This is a genomic window from Pseudomonas sp. 58 R 12 (genome assembly GCF_900005865.1).
GTDB lineage: Bacteria > Pseudomonadota > Gammaproteobacteria > Pseudomonadales > Pseudomonadaceae > Aquipseudomonas > Aquipseudomonas tritici.
The window spans coordinates 114,406-133,805 of record NZ_CVTP01000017.1; the positions used below are offsets into that span (position 1 = coordinate 114,406).

Consider the following 19,400-nt stretch of genomic DNA (forward strand, 5'->3'; position numbering starts at 1 on the left):
CCAGCAGCACTCGATGTGGAGCCCCCCATGAAATACACCGCCTCACTGGCGCTGATTCTCGCCGCTGGTATGTCCAGCCCCCTGACCTATGCGGCGGGCGACGCCGAAGCGGGCGGCAAACTCTTCACCAAGACCTGCGGCGGCTGCCACAGTGTCGGCGAGGGCGCACGCGGTGGTTTCGGCCCTGAACTCAACGGCATCATCGGCCGACCTGCGGGGATTACCCCTGACTATCAGTATTCCGATGCGATGAAAAACTCCGGTGTGGTCTGGACCCGGGACAAACTCGCCGCCTACATCGAGGCGCCGAAGAAGGTGGTGAGTGGTACGCGGATGATCTTCTGGGGGATCAGTGACCAGGAGAAGATTGAAAACATCCTCGCGTATCTTGAGACGTTTCAGCCCAAGTGACGGCGTTGTCGGAGCGGAACATTTTGTTTAAATGCAGGTCCGTTCCTCACACCTATTTCACCGATAAGGACATCTCCCTGTGAAACGGATTGCACTGCTCTCCCTCATCACCCTGGCCCTTTGCGCCTGCCAATCCAACCAACGTGACTCATCGCCCAGCTTGTTTAAAGACGGCATTCAACTGCGCCAGAAAACCGTAGCTGTGGATGCGGAACACGCGAAAGTCATCATGAAGGCTTACGGTGGCACCAACCCCGTCCAGTTCGCCATCCGCCGCGAAGGTGACCCCGATCAACGCCTGGAAACCCTCGGTACCGTCGTGGACAACGGTGAAGGCCGGGTTTTCAACTGGATCGCCAAAGTCAACCAGACCGCGTCCAGTGCGGTGTTCAAACGCTTTCCGCAGTTGGAGATCCAGGCGGACCCCGGCAAGAAACTAACTGTATTCGGCAGGGCAGGAAGCGTGGGCAATGGGGCTTATTACAGCTGCGTGCCGCCGGAGAGCACGTTCATCCCGGAGAAGGCGAAGGTGTATCTGGTGGAGTTCCAGTTCACGCCTAGTCGTTCGGCGTGTGCGCAGCAGGTGTTTGATATTACGGATCCGGCGAATCGGGTGTTGATTGGGGGGGAGGGGAGTGAGGTGAAGGCGAGTTAAAAGGGGTTGATTGAACGGTGGGCGTTGTCCACCGTTTGCGTGGTAGCGGTTGGGCGAAAACCACTCCGTTGAAGGTGTGGGTGCAGCAGTCGCAAAAGGGTTTCATCTGTTCGGGCGTCAGCTGTGCGTTGACCTTTTGCAGCAGGCCGGCTTCGTCGACCCATAAGCCGCTGTAGTAGCTATTTTCATCCGCTCTCACGTAATCCTGCTTGTCGCATTCATGCAGCGCAACCATCCAAAACACTGGCTCTGGACGATCCAGGCGAGCGTTGGCTTCGCTGAAAACCTGATCCCACGGGTGGCCGACTTTGGATAGGAGAAACCGGAAGAGCGGGGTGTAATCAAAGCCATGCCGTTGATGGCTATGCATCGAACCGCGGTTTGATTGTTTGTCTTTTTCGCCCTTGGTGTGACGCTCATACTGATAGGCGCGACAACTGCCGTGGCGCACGCCGTGGGTTCGGGTGTTGACTGAGCGGTAGAGGAGGGGCTTTTGCAGCGTAGGTCTCATTGCATTAAGACTCCTTCTTAGGTTGCTTTGGAGGCGGTGGCCAGGCGCCTTGGTAGCGGAAGGAAATTTGGTAGTCGAGGTAGTCGGGTTCAATCATGTGCTGGAAATACGGCTGAATAATCGTTATCCAGTTAGGCAGCATGTTGAATACATCGGCATATATCGCGGTCTCCTCGCCTAAACCCAATGCTTCAAAAACACTGTCTGGATCTGCGATATCCGCTGAATACTCATCCGCCTTCAAGTCATTGCTGTGCTTTTGGTACCACCGCAATCTGATTTTCATCAGCATTATGGAAACCTCTCTCAATCGGTAATTGCGACGGTTTTGGTGAAGACGTAACGGGGAGGCGTGGCGCTCTGCGGTGTCTTATTACAGCTGTGTGCTGGTGATGAGCACGGTTTGCTCCGTAGAAGGCAAAGGTGTCTGGTGGAGTTCATGTTCAAACTCGATTCCTCGGCGTATGTGCGGCAGGTGTCTGATATTACTGATCCGGTGAATCGGGTGTTGATTGGGGGTAGGGGCGCGAGGCGAAAGAAGGTTAAGCGGACAGACCGAACAAATGCGGATGCTGCGCTTGGAAGGACCGGAAGGTTTGATACTTCCAGCGCTCTCCGCCAGTGGCCTCATCGGCCGTGCTGACTTCGCCGAAGTACCAATGCTCTGACTCGAAGACGTTTCCTTTTTCGTCCTCATGGACAAAATGAAAGCCAACCTCGTGAAGCCCCGGCGGAACTGTCAGTCCCCATTTGCTGGCAAGGCTTCGGCCGGTAATGCGGGTTTGGCGGAAGTACTCATAGTCGAAGGGTTGGGTGTGTCCGAGATAGCGGGCTTTGTCGGTATAGATACAAACACGGCTTGAGAACATGTCCGGGACCATAATGCAGGCGACAATCCAGCATTCGGGGTCATCGTCTGATCGCGCTTCAACCAGATGGCCTGCTACTTTGATCAACTGTTGAGCGCAATGCGCCAGAATTCCCGGTGTGGTTTGATAACCTTCAACAAGATTTTCGATAACGGGGATTCTTACGTTTACGTAGTCGGGTTGCGACGGTAACTTTTCGTAAAAGCAGCCTTCGAAGCTATCTGCCCAGCGGGTCAGGGCTCTGAGATGCCTGGGAATGTTGCGGATTTTTTTGTTTGTCAGTGACAGTTTGCGCATGAAGCTGAACTCTTTAAGTTTGTGTTATTCGTTTGCATTTTCGTAATCAAACGCGATGAAGTAATCGTTTTCTGAAAGAGTAATTTCATGAGAGAAATGTGCCTGTATGAGGGGTAGCCACTCCCTCCGCAGTTCAAGCATGCCATTATTGACGTCTTCATCTGCCGACAGCCCAAGCTTAGAAATCACGGAGTAGTCATCTCCTAAGTCTGCTGAGTTCTCCGTTCCGCTCAGCCGTTCTGTGGTTCTGTCGAACCATTCCAATCTCACTTTTAGTCCCATGTAGCCCTCATAGGTATTTTCTGATATTTCGTTTTTTCTTCGGTCCTTTTAGCTGCTCGCCGGTTACGTGGCTGAACGCACCTAGATGACTCCCATCACTTGCTAGATAAACTTCCAACTCCCCATGTTGAGAGTCCCATTCATAGATTCTCCGGCCTTTTTCCTCAATCCAACGCTCTCTCAACCCGGTACCACCCTGTCTGGGAGTCATGGGTTTTGCTTTTATCAGGTTTTCAAAGCCAGTTATTTGTTCAGTATTAGGCGCCTTGTGGTACTTGTGATCACCTGCCTTAACACTCACCACCACATACAGCGGCCGAACCCCCGACTCCACCGGGAACACCAGAATAAAATCCCGATACTCCGGCGGATAAATCGGGTTCACCAGAATCTGCGTGGCCTTCTCCGTCGGCGGGTAAATCCAGATCACCGGCGCTTGCGGTGCAGCCTCCAAGGCTGGAATACCTAACGTTTCACTAGGATCAATAGCGGGCGTCCAGATCAGCTCCACCCCTTCACCCAAATCCGCCACAAACTGATCGGCACGGCGTTGAAACTGCACCACATCAATCATTTGCCAATCGGCATTGTTGCCCGTGTAAAATCCATACCCCTTGAGCGTGCCGTCCTCGCGTTGCTCGATATGCAATCGCATCTGCGAACGCGCCCGTTGCATTGAACGCAATTGCTCCTCGCTGTAGAGCGCGCTATCACCCAGATCCGACGGCCAAGCCAGCGCTACCAACCCCGTCAACAAGCCACCGGCTACTGAGCCGACGGCGGTGGCTGCTGGCTCCAATACCGCCGAACGCAACGCCAACTGCCCTAAGCCAACGGGCAGTGCGCTGCCGCTGATCTTGCGCAAGGCAACCACGCCCTTACCGTCCACTTCGCGGCCACCCAACAGGCTTAAATGGCCGTACTCCTTGATCAGCTCCAACGGGACGTACCCGGCGGGATTGAAGTAATGGGTGATGCCGTCAGGCAGTTGGCAGGGCTTGATAAAAACGCAGCCGGGAGGTTTGGCTAGCGTAGGTGCTGGGGCGGGGAATGGCTCGAAATAATCAACAGACGGCGAATACGGCACACGCGACGGCTGCGGAGTCAGGATCGGGGGCAAGTCGAATCGTCGTACCGCCCCCTCCGATATTTTAATCCGGAAACATCTGTTGAATTGTTTAAGCAGCGAAAAGGCCTTGGGACGCCAAGGTCAGCTCAGCAGATGCTTGGAGATCAGCCTGGAGATCTCGACTATGGAAGTTTTCCCCGTGAACTCAAACTTCACCTTCCCCAGCGACGAAAAGTAAATCTCCAACTCCGAATCCAGATCAAATGTCCCGGACGTCTCCACCGAATACGCCACGATGTTCTTGTACGGCAGCGACGTGAAGTCCTTCTTGCTGCCAGTAATCCCCTGCACATTCACCGCGATAATCCGCTTGGTGGTAAACACCACGCCATCGCGCATGGCCTTGTACGCGTCGACTACTTCTTCGCCGTCCAGCAACAGGGCGGTGACGCGTTCGGCGTATTCGTTGTTTTGCTTGAGCTTGAAGAAACCTTTGTTGTTGAAGTCGATCATGTGCCTGCCTCTTGTGTGTATGCCGTTTTGCTCGCGGATCTGTATCTAACGCACGCATTTTGAACGCCCTACCATAGCGTCCAACCCTACAACGTTGACCAAATGTTTCGCGTCGACAGCACAACCGTCCAGGAGCCAAACCATGCCTGAAGTGTCCAGCTGGCTAGCCTATGCACTGATCTCCCTCGGCATGGTACTGACGCCCGGCCCGAACATGATTTACCTCATTTCCCGCTCGATCTGCCAGGGCCGCACCGCCGGGTATATTTCCCTGGCCGGCGTGGCGTTGGGTTTTCTGGTTTACATGCTGTGCGCGGCGTTGGGGATCACGGCCTTGGTCATGGCGGTGCCGTTTGCGTACGATGCCCTGCGTTTCGGCGGTGCGTTGTACCTGGCCTACATGGCTTGGCAGGCGATCAGGCCGGGTGGGCGCTCACCGTTCCAAGTGCGGGAGTTGCCCATGGACAGCCCGCGCAAGCTGTTCACGATGGGCCTGGTGACCAACCTGCTGAACCCCAAAGTTGCGGTGATGTACTTGTCGTTGCTGCCCCAGTTCATCGACCCGAATGGCCACGGCAGTGTGCTGGCGCTATCGCTGGTGCTGGGCTTTACGCAGATTTTTATCAGCGTGAGCGTCAACGCGGTGATCGCTACTCTGGCGGGTTCCATCGCGGTGTTTTTCGTCACCCGGCCGGGCTGGCAGGTAGTGCAGCGCTGGTTGATGGGGTCGGTGTTGATGGGGTTGGCGGTGCGTATGGCGGTGGAAGGGCGGCGGTAGGTTCGCCTACTGGATGTCTTTGAGGTAATCCCTGAGGTTGGTTAGCGGTGCACGCAGTTCATCGAGCTGATCTGCGTTTTGCACGTCAGCTGCCAGCCTCTGCAGTTCGCGGCCCATTACCGTGTCGGCCCCGCCCAATGCACTCAGTGCTTGATCAACACATTCCGCTATTTTGGATTGAATAACCGCCAAATTCTCCTGCCGCACCAACAACCCAAACACCTCCCGCTCATACCCATCCATCACCAGATCATCGCGCAAAAGCGGGCTGCCGCCGTCCGTCTCGTGCACCAGTTTCAGTGCGAAGAGCGCAACCGCTTCCAGCGTCAATTCCATGGTCTCGGTTCCTGGGGCTTTGGGGGGACGGCGATGATCCCTGTTCTATGGCTGAAAAAAAAGACCCGGGGCTGTATGCCGTCTGTTGCGGTGCGGTCGCTTTTGCTCGTTGTGGTGGCCACTTTTTCTCATTACCATTGGGAACAATTCTTATTCGTAGGGCTTTGTATGCCCCCGCTTCCCGAGTCCGTCGCCGCACCTTTCAGCGTTGGCAGCCTGTATTCGGCCCATCACGGCTGGATTCAACGCTGGCTGGCCAGAAAACTCGGCAATGTCAGTGATGCCGCCGAGCTGGCTCACGATGTCTTTGTCAGGCTGTTGAGCCATCCGCGCGAATTTGGCAGCGAGGGGCACGCGCGTGCGTACCTCAGCACCTTGTCACGCAATGTGTGCGTGGATTTTTTCCGACGCAAGCAGGTGGAGCAAGCCTGGCTTGAGGTGTTGGCGAGCCGACCTGAGGAATGCGCGCCGTCGGAAGAACACCGCGCGTTGGTGTTGGAGGCTCTGGTGCATTTGCAGGCGATGCTCGATCGCTTGCCGGCCAAGGTGTCCGAGGCGTTCTGCCTGGCCCAGATCGAGGGCTTGAGCTATCGCGAAATCGCGGCGCGCATTGGCGTGAGTGAGCGCACCGTCACCAAATACATCGGCCAGGCCATGTTCCAGTGCATGGTGCTGGAGGCCGAGTTGGACGGTGCCTTGTCATGAACACCCACCCCGGCGGCCTCGACCATGCCACCCTGCAACAAGCCGCTGACTGGTTCGCCCGCCTGAGTGCCGAGCCCAACGCCTTGCCACTGCATGAGGCCTGGCGCCAATGGCATGGACACAGTGAAACCAATCGCCTGGCCTGGAGCTATGTCGCACGCGTAGGGCAACGATTTGCGCCGTTGCAGGAAGATGTCGCGGGGGCCAATAAGACGCTGGAGAATTTGCGCCATTCCCAGCGTTCGCGGCGTCAGGTGTTGCGTGGGTTGTCGGTGGTCATGGGTGGCGCGTTGCTGGGGTGGGGCAGTTGGCAGCAGCGTTGGTTACCGGGGGCCTGGAATACGGATTTCCATACGAGCACCACAGTGCTGGGCGAGCAGCTTTTAGCCGACGGTACGCGCATCTGGCTCAACAGCGGCACGGCGTTGGATGTGAACTTCAACGCCGGCCAGCGCGAGTTGAAGCTCTACAGCGGCGAAATCCTGATCAACACCGGCAAGGACAGCCGGCCTTTTGTTGTCGACACGCCCCACGGCCGCTTGCGTCCGCTGGGTACACGATTCAGCGTGCGTGAACAGGACGGCCGCACCTTGCTCAATGTCTTTGAAGGCAGCGTGGAGGCGACCTGCGTTGATACCCATCAAACCCGCATCGTGCCGGCCGGGCAGGGCGTTACCTTCGACCGACAGCGTCTGGCCGCAACGCAACGCGCGCAGCCGGGGCGTGAGGCTTGGGCAAAGGGCGTGTTGATGGCGAACGATATGCGTCTGGAGGACTTTATCGGTGAACTGGCCAGTTATCGCCATGGCCATCTGGGAATCGATCCACAGGTCGCCAATCTCCGGGTGATGGGCACCTACCCGCTGCAAGACACCGATCAGGTCCTGGCCATGCTTGAGCAGGTACTGCCCGTGCGCATCGAGCGTCGATTTGCCTGGTGGACCACGGTGGTTCCGCGCTGACGGTTTTTTTGCATTCAGGCTTCCGGTTTTGATTTTTCATTCGAATTAGAGAAGGACAACGGCTTGATGCCTCCTTCGACCGGAACTGTTTTATGTCCTCATTCCTGCGTAACTCACCACAACCTTTAACGCTGGCTATCGCTTTCGCCTTGGCGATTCCCGCCTACCTGAGCATGGCGCCACAGGCGGTAGCCGCTGAACAGTCGAGCGTCCAGACCTACGATCTGCCCGCCGGCGCCCTGGCCGATCAACTCAACCAGCTCGCCGCGCAGGCCGGTATCTACCTGGCCGGTAATGCTGCGCTGACCGCCGGCAAGTCTGGCCCGGCGCTGCGTGGCAGCTACACGGTTGAGCAGGCACTCCAAACGTTATTGGCGGGCAGTGAACTGACGGTGGTGCAGACCGGCGAAGGGCGCTATCAACTATAGCCTGGCGCAGGCGGCGCCTTGCAACTGGGCGCGGTGTCGATTTCCGGCATGGCGCCGGGCTCCACCACCGAAGGTACCGGGCTGTACACCACCTACTCGTCCAGCAGTTCGACGCGGCTGAACCTGACCCAGAAAGAAACCCCGCAATCGCTCACCGTCATCACCCGCCAGCGCCTCGACGACCAGAAGCTCACCAACCTCACCGAAGTGCTGGAAGCCACGCCGGGCATCACCGTACTGCGCGTCGGTGTGGGTGCAGAGAACGATACGTACTGGTCCCGTGGATTCCAGATCAACAACTTCGAAATCGACGGCGTACCCACCTCGGCGCGCCTGGACAACACCACGCAAAACACCGCAATGTACGACCGCGTTGAAGTGGTGCGCGGCGCCACCGGCCTGATCAGCGGCTCGGGCACGCCCTCGGCGACCATCAACCTGATCCGCAAGCGTCCTACCGCCGAGGCCCAAGCCAGCATCACCGGCGAGGCCGGCAGTTGGGATCGCTACGGCACCGGTTTTGATGTGTCCGGGCCGCTGAACGACAGCGGCAATATCCGCGGGCGCCTGGTGGTGGACTACAAGAAACAGAACTCCTGGGTCGACCGCGTCAACACCGACTCCCAACTGGTCTACGGCATTTCCGAGTTCGACCTCAGCGAAGCGACCATGCTCACGGTGGGTTTCAGCTACATCAACAACCAGGTCAACGACCCGCTGCGTACTGGTTTCCAGATGTTCTACAGCAACGGCAACCGCACCCACTTCAGCCGCTCTGCCAACAGCGCACCGGACTGGGCCTACAACGACCGCAAGCAGACCAATGTCTTCACCTCCATCGAGCATCAGTTCGATAACGGCTGGAGCGGCAAGGTGGAAGTCAGCCATACCCAGAATGAGTTCGATGAGCTGATCAACTACATGAACGGTGATATCGACCAAGCCACCGGGCAGGGCGCCTACCTGTATCCCAACCGCTGGTCCGGCACGCCACGGCAGAACAACCTCGACGCCTACCTCACCGGGCCGTTCAACCTGTTCGGGCGCGAGCATGAGTTGATCGCCGGCGTCACGATGTCGCGCTACGAGGAAAACACCCCAAGCCACGGCGGCTGGTTTGGCCCCTGGACCGGCTATAACGGCACCGTGCCGAACATCTTCAATTGGAACGGCAGCGGCGCCAACCGCCCGGACACCACACCCGTGGGCAAAACCCACATCGAAGAAAACCAGTACGCGGCCTACCTGACCTCACGCTTCCACGTTACCGACAACACCGCCGTCACCGGTTATGAAGTGGGGCTCAAGGGGAGCTTCAACGACGACAAACTCAACGCCAGCCTGGCACTCTTCAAGATCGACCAGGACAACCTCGCGGTCTACGTGCGCAGCCCGGACATCTACCGCCTGGAGCAAGGAACGACCACCCAAGGCGTCGAGCTGGAACTCAACGGCGAACTGAGCGAAGGCTGGCAAGCGTCGGCGGGTTACGCCTACAGCGTAAGTACCAACCAGGATGACGAACGCATCGTCACCACCAGCCCGCGGCATAGCCTCAAGACGTTTACCACATATCGCCTGCCGGGCGTGTTCGACAAAGTGACCGTGGGCGGCGGGGTCAACTGGCAAAGCAAGACAGGGCAGGATCTGCATACGTTTGAGCAAGGCAGTTATGCGCTGACCAACCTGATGGCGCGGTATGAAATCAGTAAAAACCTCAGTGCGACGTTGAACGTCAACAACGTGTTTGATCGCAGTTATTACGCCTACGCCGATAGCTGGAGCGTCTACGGTGCGCCGCGTAACTTCATGACGAGCTTCAAATACACGTTTTGAGGATTAAGTTGCGGCGACCAAGGAACGATATTAATTAGCCATGTTCCTACGCGCAGTGCCAGGCTTCCCGGTCACACAGATGACCGGGTACAAGGCTCATTTGGCGCTGCGTTGACAGCCCGCACTTTACCCACTGACAAGGACGCAAACACCCATGCAACCATCTCCCACTCATGCCCCAGCCACCACGGGCGAACTGATCGCGACGTTCCGCCAAGGCAAAGCTTTCCTGATTTTCAGCCTGATATTGGCCGCTGCGCTTTTGGGCCTCGCCGTATTCGTCTTCTACCTGAGCACGATTGTGCCGATGGGCAATGACGGCCCGGTTAATGGAAGCTATTTCGAAATGATAGGCAGGGGGATATGAGATGGACGTGGTGAAGGTCCAGCAGCAACTGCGTGACTTTGCGAAGGAACGAGATTGGGAGCAGTTCCATACTCCCAAGAACCTTGCTTCTGCTCTGGCAGTGGAGGCGGCGGAGCTGCTTGAGAATTTTCAATGGTTAACTGATGAGCAGGCTCGCTCGGTCAAGGATGATGCTGATCGCATGCGCAGGATTGAGGAGGAAATTGCCGACGTAACATTGTATCTATTGCGTCTTGCTGATGTTCTTTCTCTGGACCTGCAGGTTGCAGTTGACCGGAAGCTGAAAATCAACGCTGATAAATACCCGGCTGATAAAGCTCGCGGGAATGCCAAAAAATACAACGAGCTCTAAGGACATGAATTAGGTATGGACATCACTTCACGGATTTTTGAGGGAATTGCAAAGGGTGAAGCCCGCAAGGCCAATGGCCCGATAGAGCATTGGCTGACTACCTTAGCCACAGGGTTTTGGGGCTTCGATGCTGATAAGGAAAGTGTTTGGAGCGAGCTGAAAGAGGGGGATGTTCTGGTCTTTCAGGCGATTCCACCGAACGACAACTTCGTCATAGGGCATAGTCCAAAAACGAAGACTTCTGGCTTCATTGGGGCTGGGATTGTTGAGCGTATTTCAAAAAAGACGGAACCTCGCTGGCTCTCCGAAGTGATCGAAAGCCAAAGCTCGAACGTCTCCTCCCCCATGATGTGGCCCAATTTAGTGCACTTTTCCGATGTGCTCTGGTTAGGGAATGTGGACCAAATTCCTGCGCAAACAGTGCAGGCTATGATTGAAGGATGTGCGGAAGAGAAACTTGACCTGGGCATTCATATTGCGCACTTGGCAAACAATCGCTTGACCCTCAACGCTATGAAGGATGTTGGCTTTACATATGCCCCAATGGGCACTGGCGGGCGTCTGAAGAATAATGCCGCCAAGCTTGCCGGGCTCTTCAAGGTTCAAGCGGGATTGGCAACTCACATTGTCTATGGTGCCGCTAGTCAACCGATTGTCGCTCCGTCGTCAACCGTCGACTTTGATCCTTCGGCCTTTACCTATGAGGGCACGCGCCTCCCGACAAAGAGTAAAGCCAAGCTCCCATCTACTTCTGAGCTGAAAGGCAAATCTCTGCGTAAGAGAGATTACCTACAGGAGGCTGCTAATAATCAAAGCCTCGGGCTTGCAGGTGAGTTGCTGGTATTTGAGAGAGAAAAGCATCGTGTGCGTATCGCGCTTGGTGATGAGTACGTTAGCCAGGTTGTGCATTTGCCGGTAACTGAAGGGGACGGTGCAGGCTATGACATCCGCTCTGTGCGAGACACAGGCTCAGGTGTGATCCCGTATTACCTAGAGGTCAAAACCACCTCGGGAGATGCAAACACCGCGTTCTTTATCTCTGAGAATGAGGTGAATTTTGCGGCAGATAACCCCCAGAGTTATGAGATTGTACGGATTCACTCTCTGGATATGCGCAAGCTAACGTACCAGGATTACAGGCTGTCTGCTGACGAGCTATTGAGCATGCCCAAAACCCCGGTGAGCTATCGAGTGAATGTAGGTATTGAGCCTGATCAGTTTGAGTGAGCATGTGATAGTGCTCGCTACTGATCCAGGTGTTAGGTGCAGCGAGAATAACTCAGGAGTTCGCCCTCGACGCCTCAAACCCGCCGGGGCCCCTGAGGATTTGTTGGTCACACGGGGCATGAAACCCGCGGGATCGTGGTAGCGGCAGTCGCACCAGCTTACTGAAATTTCAACGTTGAAATTGAAAGGATCTTGAAGAGAAAAGGCCATCCTTACCGGATCTGTAACGGTCATGGGTTTCGTTCAGGATAGTGAACGATTGTCCTGGTCAACTCGGTCAACCAGTCAACTAACTTTGGAGCCCAGCCACTAACGAGATCCGGCGGGTTTTATGCCCCGTGTCTATCCGAAATGCCCAGGGTCCCCAGCGGCTTTTCGATTCATAGGGCAAATGCACTGGTGAACAGCAGTTCGCCCGGTTCACCTGTTCACTAAGCTGGGCACCTCTCCACTGACACGATCATGCGGGTTTCTACCCCGTACCTGGAAGAATACTTCAGGGTCCCCACCATCGAACCAAAGCCAAGAGCGTGCCCCACCTCGATTCGCTGAAGGCGTAATACTAAAGGGGCTAGGGGGTTAGGTGCTGTGTATTCCTTGCCGCCGTCGACGCGTTTGCCGTTCGGCAGCCATTGAGCAAGCACGCGGTCGATGTTCTTCAAGGCAGCGATTTTTACGTCGGCAAAGCTGGGACGTTTTGAGGTGTTGCCGGTGCGTTGAGTCATGGCGTAGTCCTCGCTGCATACAGCGCATCGTTGACGTCATCGATCAGTGCTTTTGCCATCTCGCCCAGGTAGAACGCCGGCCAACTGAAACGCTCGCCCTCGTTACTCATGGCAGCATCGAGGGTCAGTTGATTGGCGTAGTGCTGGAACAGTGAAATTGCTTCAAGCGCATCCTCAAGGGGCACGCCTGCATTCACTCGGAATAGTTTCTGATGAGTGTCGTTAGCACAGGAGAATTCGGCACGCCCGAGAGTAGTGGCAGTGTTCACATGGCACCGCCTTTCTGGCCCATTGGCACAGAGGAGGCGTCACCGTACAAAGCGAGTGTTTTGATCAAGCCCAAAGTGCCGCGCACGTCCCAAATAACGGATGACAGCACACGGTTGGAGAGCGCGGGTTTATCACCGTCTAAATGATCTTCCAGCAGCATCAGAACTGAATCGGCACGGTCGAGGGCGCAGGTGATGGCATCGATGGGAATACCAGCTTCGGCTTCCTGGCTGACGCAGAGCAGGTCCTCGGGCAGTGAAAAACCTGGGAGCATGCTCATTGGGCACCCCCAGCGGCTTCGAGGGCGCGAGCCTTTGACATATGGGCGTTGTAACGAGAAAGACGTGTAGCGAGGCTGGAGTTGGCGTGTAAAGCGGCGAGAGCCATTGCTCGATGAGCAGCAGCGCGAATTTTGGACGGATTGAGGGCGTGCATGGGGCGAAACTCCTATTGTTGAGGAGCTGCCACACTTCGTCGCCAAACGAATTAGGGTGGCAGCTGTGCGCAGGTTGGCGAACCGGGACAATAGGAACCCGGCAGACCCGAAGGTCTCCCACGCACAGCCGCCATAACACGTGAATGCGGGCACAAAAAAAGCGCCTGCAATCGTAATGGGGGCGCCTGTGCGCCTATTGTAGATCGGGTCGCCAAACCCGGTTGCTGAATTTGCAGCGACGGCCAGAGAGTAACGTCCGTTTTTTGAAAGTGCAACTGTGCAGATCACTTGCAGATTTTTTCGATGCGGCATAAATTGCTCAGGCATGTAGATTTACCTCAACGCCTCCGGTTGCCGCCGGGGGCGTTTTCGTTTCAGGCATGGACTTCCCAGCGCAGGGAGACAAAGGGCAACAGGTCGCCTTCGAGGCAGGCGCGCGCATCCTCGTAGGCGTCGATTTGTTGGCCTTCGTCGACGATGATTGCTTGCGGGGCTTGGCAAGGAACTGACAATGCGCACCAGATGCCATCTCTCCATCGCATCACCATGACGTCCCGATTAAGGCGTTTTTGCTCCGTGCGGTAACGTTCAAAACGCTGCATACCGCGTGATGAGAAACCCACTTTTCTGAGTACAGAAAAGGGCTGCAGGATTGCCCTGTTGGCAGATCGATTTTTCATGCTGCCACCTGATCGCGGGCAGCGATGCGTGCTCGGGTCCATGCCTGCACTTCCCCCAATACCCACGCAACCGGAGCACTTCGAGCATTGCTGTTACTCAGCTTCACCGGCAACGGGAATCCGCTTTCAGGTTGACGCATCAGCTTGTAGATAGTCGGGCGTGCGAGCCCTACGATTGAAATGACCTCGGGCATGCGGATGAGGGTCATGGAGGGGTCATGCGAGGGAATTGCTTTTAATACTGTAGTCATATCGAGCTAACCCTTTGTTAATTGAGACAACGGGTCATACGCTACGCAGGGGAGGGAGAGTGGACTGTGTCCGCTCCCTTTTTTATTTCAAAGGTCTAAGGCCCAGAGCGGTCAAATGCTCTCGAATGGTTTTTTTTGTGCCGTGGCTCTTCCGTTCGAAAAGAATATTGGTCAGTTCAGCATCGGACAGACTACGTTTTTCACTTTTCCGGCCGCTAATGATTTGCTCTGCGGCTGCCTTAATTTTTGCCCGCCTATCCGTAGCGGAGGTCTGTATCGCTGAGTTGGGATTACGGTTCCCATTACCTGCTTCCTGGCCCCTTCTCGTCGCCTTTGTCGAAAAAGCGTCGTCGAGAATTCGATGCATCAGGCTTGATGTGTTGAAGCCTTTTTTAAACACATCCATCTGCTCCACTTGACGATAAAGGCTCGCCATCAACAAAGCCTGGTTCGCCTCACCTAACAACGTAGCGAAGTTTTCTCGTGCTCGGATTTCGTTTCCGCTACTGCGGTCTCGCTCTTTTTCAATCAGGGCAAGGTACTGGCGTGGTGAGTCATGTTTCAGCTGTTCTATGAGATCTGCATCAATGCCGTAGGTCGCAAGCTCAAGGTCGAATAGCCAATTTGCAAGCGTCTCCACTGCCTGGGTTCCCAGTACCAGGGCAAAGGTCGCCACGAGCTGTGAGTCTGCTGCGGAATGACTCACCCCAAGAAACCGTCGAATGACACTGGGCAATGAGCCTGCCTCTGCATAACTGGCATGCTCGCGAATTGGATCGCGAAGTCGATAAAGGGTTCTTGTTACCGACTCTGCGCACGGAGCGTAGGAGCCGTCCTCAAGCCAGAACGATGTAGCGGTGTTGATCAGATCGAAGGCATCTTTGAAGTGTTCGTTGAACTGCGGAAACAGCACAAGATTGCGAACGGCAATCTCGACTTCGTCCTGATCCCACACCAGGCACGTTACGTCGACGCCTGCAATTTCTAGCTCCTCTGCCTCGATGCCTCGCTCAATGTCCATTTAGGTCTCCCCGACGCCCCGAGGTCAGTGTGCTAACGCAGCGATTTGCGGATAAAAACGCGGATGCCAGCAGGGTCGCGGGTGTGGCGGTTCTGTAACACGACTCCACCATGTAACACGTGGTGCTCAGAATTTTTTCAGCGCGTGTAACGCTGAATATATTCAATAAATACAATGGGTTATTGGGCGACGTAACACGCGTAACACCCGTAACACGATTTTTGAGGAGGTATAGGGTTGACGGCTTCACACGGCCTTCCCAAATTGATCTTGCACTACATTTCCGGCCTCTAGGGAATCAAGGTGATCGGCGTACCATTGCATCATTTTTACGCGTTGCTCAAAGTATTGGGCCTTGTTGTATACCCCCGAGATGCCTTCTTCTTTGTGAGCCAACTGCGCTTCAACATGTTCCTTTGGCCAGCCATGTTCTCGAAGTAACGTGCTCGCGGTGTGTCGAGTACCGTGTCCTACTAGACGCCCTTTGTAGCCGATGGTAGCGAAGACTTTGTTAATTGTGTTTTCGCTGATGGTTGGGTTCTTTGCTCCGACGCCGGGGAAAAGCCAGCGACTCCGTCCCGTTAAACAGTGCAGATCCCTCAGTGCTGTAACGGCTTGGTGGGGAAGGGGGCATACAAAATCCCGACGCATCTTCATCTTGGCAGCAGGCGTCGTCCAAATGGCCTTCTCAAGATCGAACTCTTTCCATTCAGCCAAGCGGACCATGCCTGGGCGGGAGGCCGTCCAGATACAAAGCCATGCGGCGGTACGTGCCGTCAGTCTGCTCGGAGTGTTTTTGAGTGCTTGGAGGAACTCAGCGAGTTCAGGCTCCAGCAAGTGTGGATGCTGCTGAGTCTTGGGCGCCTGGGCGGCAATGTCGCGAAGGCGGCTGCCCGGATCGTTTTCGGTGAGTCCTAAACCAATCGCTCGGCCGAATATTTGGTTGATCCAGGTGCGGCACTTTTCCGCCACGTTGTGAGCGTCTCTAGCTTCGAGGGATGCTTGGAGATCTGCACAGTCGGTACGGGTGATTTCGTCGAGGGGCTTATCTCCCAATGCCGGGAGTATGTCCTTGTCGAGGTAGGTGCGGATTTTGTGAAGGGTAGAGGGTGCGAGGCCCTTTTCTTCTTTAGCCTTGAGCCAGGCCTCAGCAGCAGCTCGAAACGTTCGAGCCTTGGCCGCATCGATTGCAGCTTTAGCAGATCGTTTCTGCTCAAGGGGATCTGCGCCGCTACTCACTACTTTGCGTAGATCGGCAGCTTTCTCTCTTGCCAGCGCACCACTGACCTCTGGGTAACCCCCGAGCCCCATCCAGGCCCAATTGCCCGCCGGACGTTTGTAGCGTAGCTGCCAGGATTTACCACCATCAGGTTTGACCCTGAAGTAGAGGCCGTTTCCGTCTAGCTCCCTGTATTCCTTTGACTCCGGCTCCAGCCCTGCAAGCGTCGTGTCTGCGAGAGGGCGGCGCTTGATATCTGCGCGCTTCATCCTTGTATCCCAAAGTTCGGTATTTTTCTCAGGATACAAGCAGGGATACAGGGATACAACGGATAAGGGGATACAGAGGTAGATAGCCAGACACAAAAAAACCGGCTCAAGTAGCCGGTTTCTTTGGGCCTGAAAGCCTGGTAGAGACTTTCAGATACTGCTATATGGTGCCCCGAGGGAGAATCGAACTCCCACTTCTTTCGAAAACGGATTTTGAATCCGCCGCGTCTACCAATTCCGCCATCAGGGCTCAATGGCGGCGAAGTATAGAGATGAGATTACCGTTGGTCAATCACGTTTCATGGTCAATTTTCACTATTTCCGCTAGACTTCCCGGCCCTGCTAGACGAACCCCATCATGCGCGTTGCTGACTTTACTTTTGAGCTCCCTGATTCGCTGATCGCTCGCCACCCTTTGGCCGAGCGTCGCGCCAGTCGACTGCTGACCCTGGACGGGGTGAGCGGTGCCCTCGCACACCGTCAATTCACTGATTTGCTTGAGCATTTGCGCCCAGGCGATCTGATGGTGTTCAACAATACCCGGGTGATTCCGGCGCGGCTGTTTGGCCAGAAAGCTTCCGGCGGCAAGCTGGAAATTCTGGTGGAGCGGGTGCTGGACAGCCATCGTGTGCTGGCCCATGTACGCTCCAGCAAGTCGCCGAAACCGGGCTCGGTCATCTTGATCGATGGCGGCGGCGAAGCCGAGATGGTGGCGCGTCATGATGCGCTGTTCGAGCTCAATTTCGCCGAAGAGGTGTTGCCGCTGCTGGAGCGCGTCGGCCATATGCCGTTGCCTCCTTATATAGACCGCCCCGACGAAGACGCGGACCGCGAGCGCTATCAGACGGTGTACTCCCAGCGCCCCGGTGCCGTCGCTGCGCCGACGGCCGGGCTGCATTTTGACCAGCCGCTGCTGGATGCGATTGCCGCCAAGGGCGTCGAGACCGCTTATGTGACCCTGCACGTGGGGGCCGGTACGTTTCAGCCGGTGCGTGTGGATAACATTGAAGACCACCATATGCACAGTGAGTGGCTGGAAGTCGGCCAGGACGTCGTGGATGCGGTTAACGCGTGCAAGGCGCGTGGCGGGCGAGTGGTGGCGGTGGGGACGACCAGCGTGCGCTCGCTGGAGAGTGCGGCGCGTGATGGCGTGCTCAAGCCGTTCAGTGGCGACACCGATATCTTTATTTACCCAGGCCGGCCGTTCCATGTGGTCGATTGCCTGGTGACCAACTTCCATTTGCCGGAATCCACACTGTTGATGCTGGTGTCGGCATTTGCCGGTTACCCGGAAACCATGGCCGCTTATCAAGCCGCCATCGCTAACGAGTACCGTTTTTTCAGCTACGGTGATGCGATGTTTATCACCCGCAATCCGGCGCCGCGCGGCCCAGAGGAACAATCATGAGTCGTATGTCGTTTGAATTGCTGGCCACGGATGGTAAAGCTCGCCGCGGCCGTTTGACCTTTCCACGCGGAACCGTGGAGACCCCGGCCTTTATGCCAGTGGGTACCTACGGCACCGTTAAAGGCATGATGCCGCGCGACATCGTCGCCACCGGTGCCGAGATTATCCTCGGCAACACCTTCCACCTGTGGCTGCGCCCGGGCACGGAAGTGATCAAGAAGCATGGCGACCTGCATGACTTCATGAAGTGGCAAGGCCCGATCCTCACTGACTCCGGTGGTTTCCAGGTGTTCAGCCTGGGCGCCATGCGCAAGATCAAGGAGGAGGGCGTGACCTTCGCCTCGCCGGTCGACGGTTCCAAGGTGTTCATGGGCCCGGAAGAGTCGATGCAGGTGCAGCGCGACCTGGGCTCCGACATCGTGATGATTTTTGACGAGTGCACGCCGTACCCGGCTGACGAAGACGTCGCGCGGATTTCCATGGAGTTGTCCCTGCGTTGGGCCCAGCGTTCGAAGAATGCCCACGGCGACAACACGGCGGCGTTGTTCGGTATCGTCCAGGGCGGCATGCATGAAAGCCTGCGTAAACGCTCGCTGGAGGGCCTCGACAAGATCGGCTTTGACGGCCTGGCCATCGGCGGTTTGTCGGTGGGCGAGCCCAAGCACGAGATGATCAAGGTGCTGGATTACCTGCCGGGCCTGATGCCCGCTGAAAAACCTCGTTACCTTATGGGCGTTGGCAAACCGGAAGATCTCGTAGAGGGTGTGCGCCGCGGTGTGGACATGTTCGATTGCGTGATGCCAACCCGTAATGCCCGCAATGGGCATCTGTTCATTGATACAGGCGTGCTGAAGATCCGTAACGCGTTCCATCGCCATGATGATTCGCCGCTGGATCCCACCTGTGATTGCTACACCTGCCAGAACTTCTCCCGTGCTTATCTGCACCATCTGGACAAGTGCGGGGAAATGCTGGGTAGCATGTTGAATACCATCCACAATTTGCGTCATTACCAAGTCCTGATGGCTGGTTTGCGCGAGGCTATTCAACAGGGTACATTGGCCGCCTTCGTCGATGCCTTCTATGCCAAGCGCGGGCTCCCTGTGCCGCCCTTGGACTGAGTTTTCCGACCCTAAGATTCACTATTTGCAACTGGAGTGCTAAATGAGCTTTTTTATCTCTAACGCCATGGCTGACGCCGCTGCGCCTGCTGCTGCCGGCCCTATGGGCGGTGGTTTCGAGTGGATTTTCCTGGTCGGCTTCCTGGTCATCTTCTACCTGATGATCTGGCGCCCACAGGCCAAGCGCGCCAAAGAGCAGAAAAACCTGCTGGGCAGCCTGCAGAAAGGCGACGAAGTTGTGACCACCGGCGGCATCGCTGGCAAGATCACCAAGGTTTCCGATGCTTTCGTGGTGCTGGAAGTCTCCGACACCGTAGAAATGAAGTTCCAGAAGGGCGCCATCGCTGCCACGCTGCCAAAAGGCACGCTCAAAGCGATCTAAGTAACAACCTTTACCAATCG

At 56.2% G+C, this 19,400-nt stretch carries 25 protein-coding genes, 1 tRNA gene and 1 pseudogene; 12 read left to right on the top strand and 15 right to left on the bottom strand.

Annotated elements, in window-relative coordinates; translation table 11 throughout:
• Window positions 1–27 precede the first annotated feature (27 nt).
• Both BFP95_RS13370 and BFP95_RS13375 read left to right on the top strand, forming a co-directional pair.
• Window positions 28–411: a c-type cytochrome gene (locus BFP95_RS13370; RefSeq protein WP_065874499.1), complete on the top strand. Its 384-nt coding sequence runs from the start codon at window positions 28–30 to the stop codon at window positions 409–411.
• A 79-nt stretch (window positions 412–490) separates the two neighbouring features.
• Window positions 491–1,066: a hypothetical protein gene (locus BFP95_RS13375; protein ID WP_065874500.1), complete on the top strand. Its 576-nt coding sequence runs from the start codon at window positions 491–493 to the stop codon at window positions 1,064–1,066.
• On the opposite strand, the gene BFP95_RS28985 is transcribed toward BFP95_RS13375, so the two are convergent.
• The 6 genes from BFP95_RS28985 to BFP95_RS13400 form a co-directional block, all read right to left on the bottom strand.
• Window positions 1,005–1,577 (bottom strand): hypothetical protein, encoded by a 573-nt coding sequence (locus BFP95_RS28985; RefSeq protein ID WP_345945868.1) that lies wholly within the window; start codon window positions 1,575–1,577, stop codon window positions 1,005–1,007. The genes BFP95_RS13375 and BFP95_RS28985 overlap by 62 nt on opposite strands.
• A 4-nt stretch (window positions 1,578–1,581) precedes the next feature.
• Window positions 1,582–1,869, bottom strand: coding sequence for a colicin E3-like toxin immunity protein (locus BFP95_RS13380; RefSeq protein ID WP_065874501.1), 288 nt, complete (start codon window positions 1,867–1,869; stop codon window positions 1,582–1,584).
• Window positions 1,870–2,119: 250 nt separating this feature from the next.
• Window positions 2,120–2,743, bottom strand: a complete 624-nt coding sequence (locus BFP95_RS13385; protein WP_065874502.1) for a DUF3916 domain-containing protein — start codon at window positions 2,741–2,743, stop codon at window positions 2,120–2,122.
• Window positions 2,744–2,767: 24 nt separating this feature from the next.
• The gene (locus BFP95_RS13390) at window positions 2,768–3,025 is read right to left on the bottom strand and encodes a colicin E3-like toxin immunity protein (RefSeq protein ID WP_065874503.1); all 258 of its coding nucleotides are present in this window, start codon (window positions 3,023–3,025) and stop codon (window positions 2,768–2,770) included.
• A gap of 7 nt (window positions 3,026–3,032) precedes the next feature.
• Window positions 3,033–4,145: an S-type pyocin domain-containing protein gene (locus tag BFP95_RS13395; protein ID WP_256534209.1), complete on the bottom strand. Its 1,113-nt coding sequence runs from the start codon at window positions 4,143–4,145 to the stop codon at window positions 3,033–3,035.
• Window positions 4,146–4,235: 90 nt separating this feature from the next.
• Window positions 4,236–4,607: a PH domain-containing protein gene (locus tag BFP95_RS13400; protein WP_065874507.1), complete on the bottom strand. Its 372-nt coding sequence runs from the start codon at window positions 4,605–4,607 to the stop codon at window positions 4,236–4,238.
• Between the two features lie 142 nt (window positions 4,608–4,749).
• Here BFP95_RS13400 and BFP95_RS13405 point away from each other — a divergent pair, with 142 nt between their 5' ends.
• Window positions 4,750–5,385 (top strand): LysE family translocator, encoded by a 636-nt coding sequence (locus BFP95_RS13405; RefSeq protein ID WP_065910281.1) that lies wholly within the window; start codon window positions 4,750–4,752, stop codon window positions 5,383–5,385.
• 6 nt (window positions 5,386–5,391) lie between these two features.
• Here BFP95_RS13405 and BFP95_RS13410 read toward each other — a convergent pair whose 3' ends face one another.
• Window positions 5,392–5,721: a hypothetical protein gene (locus BFP95_RS13410; RefSeq protein WP_065910283.1), complete on the bottom strand. Its 330-nt coding sequence runs from the start codon at window positions 5,719–5,721 to the stop codon at window positions 5,392–5,394.
• 168 nt (window positions 5,722–5,889) lie between these two features.
• On the opposite strand from BFP95_RS13410, the gene BFP95_RS13415 reads away from it, so the two are divergent.
• The 6 genes and pseudogenes from BFP95_RS13415 (at window position 5,890) to BFP95_RS13440 (ending at window position 11,598) form a co-directional block, all read left to right on the top strand.
• Window positions 5,890–6,426 (top strand): sigma-70 family RNA polymerase sigma factor, encoded by a 537-nt coding sequence (locus tag BFP95_RS13415; protein WP_065874510.1) that lies wholly within the window; start codon window positions 5,890–5,892, stop codon window positions 6,424–6,426.
• A complete protein-coding gene (locus BFP95_RS13420; protein WP_083207108.1) occupies window positions 6,423–7,388 on the top strand; it encodes a FecR domain-containing protein in 966 nt (321 codons plus the stop codon). Before BFP95_RS13415 ends, BFP95_RS13420 begins: the two co-directional genes overlap by 4 nt.
• Before the next feature lie 92 nt (window positions 7,389–7,480).
• Window positions 7,481–9,652: pseudogene (locus BFP95_RS13425) on the top strand (TonB-dependent siderophore receptor).
• A gap of 154 nt (window positions 9,653–9,806) precedes the next feature.
• Window positions 9,807–10,019 (top strand): hypothetical protein, encoded by a 213-nt coding sequence (locus BFP95_RS13430; protein WP_065910285.1) that lies wholly within the window; start codon window positions 9,807–9,809, stop codon window positions 10,017–10,019.
• Between the two features lies 1 nt (window position 10,020).
• Window positions 10,021–10,371, top strand: a complete 351-nt coding sequence (locus tag BFP95_RS13435; RefSeq protein ID WP_065910287.1) for a nucleotide pyrophosphohydrolase — start codon at window positions 10,021–10,023, stop codon at window positions 10,369–10,371.
• Between the two features lie 15 nt (window positions 10,372–10,386).
• Window positions 10,387–11,598 carry a DUF3883 domain-containing protein gene (locus BFP95_RS13440; RefSeq protein WP_065910289.1) on the top strand — a complete coding sequence of 404 codons (1,212 nt, stop codon included), beginning with the start codon at window positions 10,387–10,389 and terminating at the stop codon, window positions 11,596–11,598.
• A gap of 431 nt (window positions 11,599–12,029) precedes the next feature.
• Here the strand turns inward: BFP95_RS13440 and BFP95_RS13445 are convergent, their stop codons facing one another.
• The 8 genes from BFP95_RS13445 to BFP95_RS13480 all read right to left on the bottom strand — a co-directional run bounded on the left by BFP95_RS13445 (window position 12,030) and on the right by BFP95_RS13480 (window position 16,719).
• A complete protein-coding gene (locus tag BFP95_RS13445) occupies window positions 12,030–12,323 on the bottom strand; it encodes a hypothetical protein (protein ID WP_065910291.1) in 294 nt (97 codons plus the stop codon).
• A complete protein-coding gene (locus BFP95_RS13450) occupies window positions 12,320–12,592 on the bottom strand; it encodes a DUF3077 domain-containing protein (protein ID WP_065910293.1) in 273 nt (90 codons plus the stop codon). The genes BFP95_RS13445 and BFP95_RS13450 overlap by 4 nt, the downstream gene beginning before the upstream one ends.
• Window positions 12,589–12,873 (bottom strand): hypothetical protein, encoded by a 285-nt coding sequence (locus BFP95_RS13455; RefSeq protein WP_065910295.1) that lies wholly within the window; start codon window positions 12,871–12,873, stop codon window positions 12,589–12,591. The genes BFP95_RS13450 and BFP95_RS13455 overlap by 4 nt, the downstream gene beginning before the upstream one ends.
• A gap of 530 nt (window positions 12,874–13,403) precedes the next feature.
• A complete protein-coding gene (locus BFP95_RS13460; RefSeq protein WP_065910297.1) occupies window positions 13,404–13,709 on the bottom strand; it encodes a hypothetical protein in 306 nt (101 codons plus the stop codon).
• Window positions 13,706–13,960, bottom strand: a complete 255-nt coding sequence (locus BFP95_RS13465; RefSeq protein WP_026078127.1) for a helix-turn-helix transcriptional regulator — start codon at window positions 13,958–13,960, stop codon at window positions 13,706–13,708. Before BFP95_RS13465 ends, BFP95_RS13460 begins: the two co-directional genes overlap by 4 nt.
• 82 nt (window positions 13,961–14,042) lie before the next feature.
• Window positions 14,043–14,981, bottom strand: coding sequence for a hypothetical protein (locus BFP95_RS13470; protein WP_065910299.1), 939 nt, complete (start codon window positions 14,979–14,981; stop codon window positions 14,043–14,045).
• 246 nt (window positions 14,982–15,227) lie between these two features.
• Window positions 15,228–16,469, bottom strand: a complete 1,242-nt coding sequence (locus tag BFP95_RS13475) for a tyrosine-type recombinase/integrase (protein ID WP_065910301.1) — start codon at window positions 16,467–16,469, stop codon at window positions 15,228–15,230.
• Window positions 16,470–16,634: 165 nt separating this feature from the next.
• Window positions 16,635–16,719: transfer RNA gene (locus BFP95_RS13480), tRNA-Leu, on the bottom strand.
• A gap of 108 nt (window positions 16,720–16,827) precedes the next feature.
• Here BFP95_RS13480 and queA point away from each other — a divergent pair.
• The 3 genes from queA to yajC are packed head-to-tail and all read left to right on the top strand — an operon-like array spanning window position 16,828 to window position 19,380.
• On the top strand, window positions 16,828–17,877 hold the full coding sequence (gene queA / locus BFP95_RS13485; protein WP_065874516.1) for a tRNA preQ1(34) S-adenosylmethionine ribosyltransferase-isomerase QueA: 1,050 nt from the start codon (window positions 16,828–16,830) through the stop codon (window positions 17,875–17,877).
• 5 nt (window positions 17,878–17,882) lie between these two features.
• Window positions 17,883–18,998, top strand: a complete 1,116-nt coding sequence (gene tgt / locus BFP95_RS13490; RefSeq protein WP_175403018.1) for a tRNA guanosine(34) transglycosylase Tgt — start codon at window positions 17,883–17,885, stop codon at window positions 18,996–18,998.
• A gap of 43 nt (window positions 18,999–19,041) precedes the next feature.
• A complete protein-coding gene (gene yajC / locus BFP95_RS13495) occupies window positions 19,042–19,380 on the top strand; it encodes a preprotein translocase subunit YajC (RefSeq protein ID WP_003175975.1) in 339 nt (112 codons plus the stop codon).
• Window positions 19,381–19,400 lie beyond the last annotated feature (20 nt).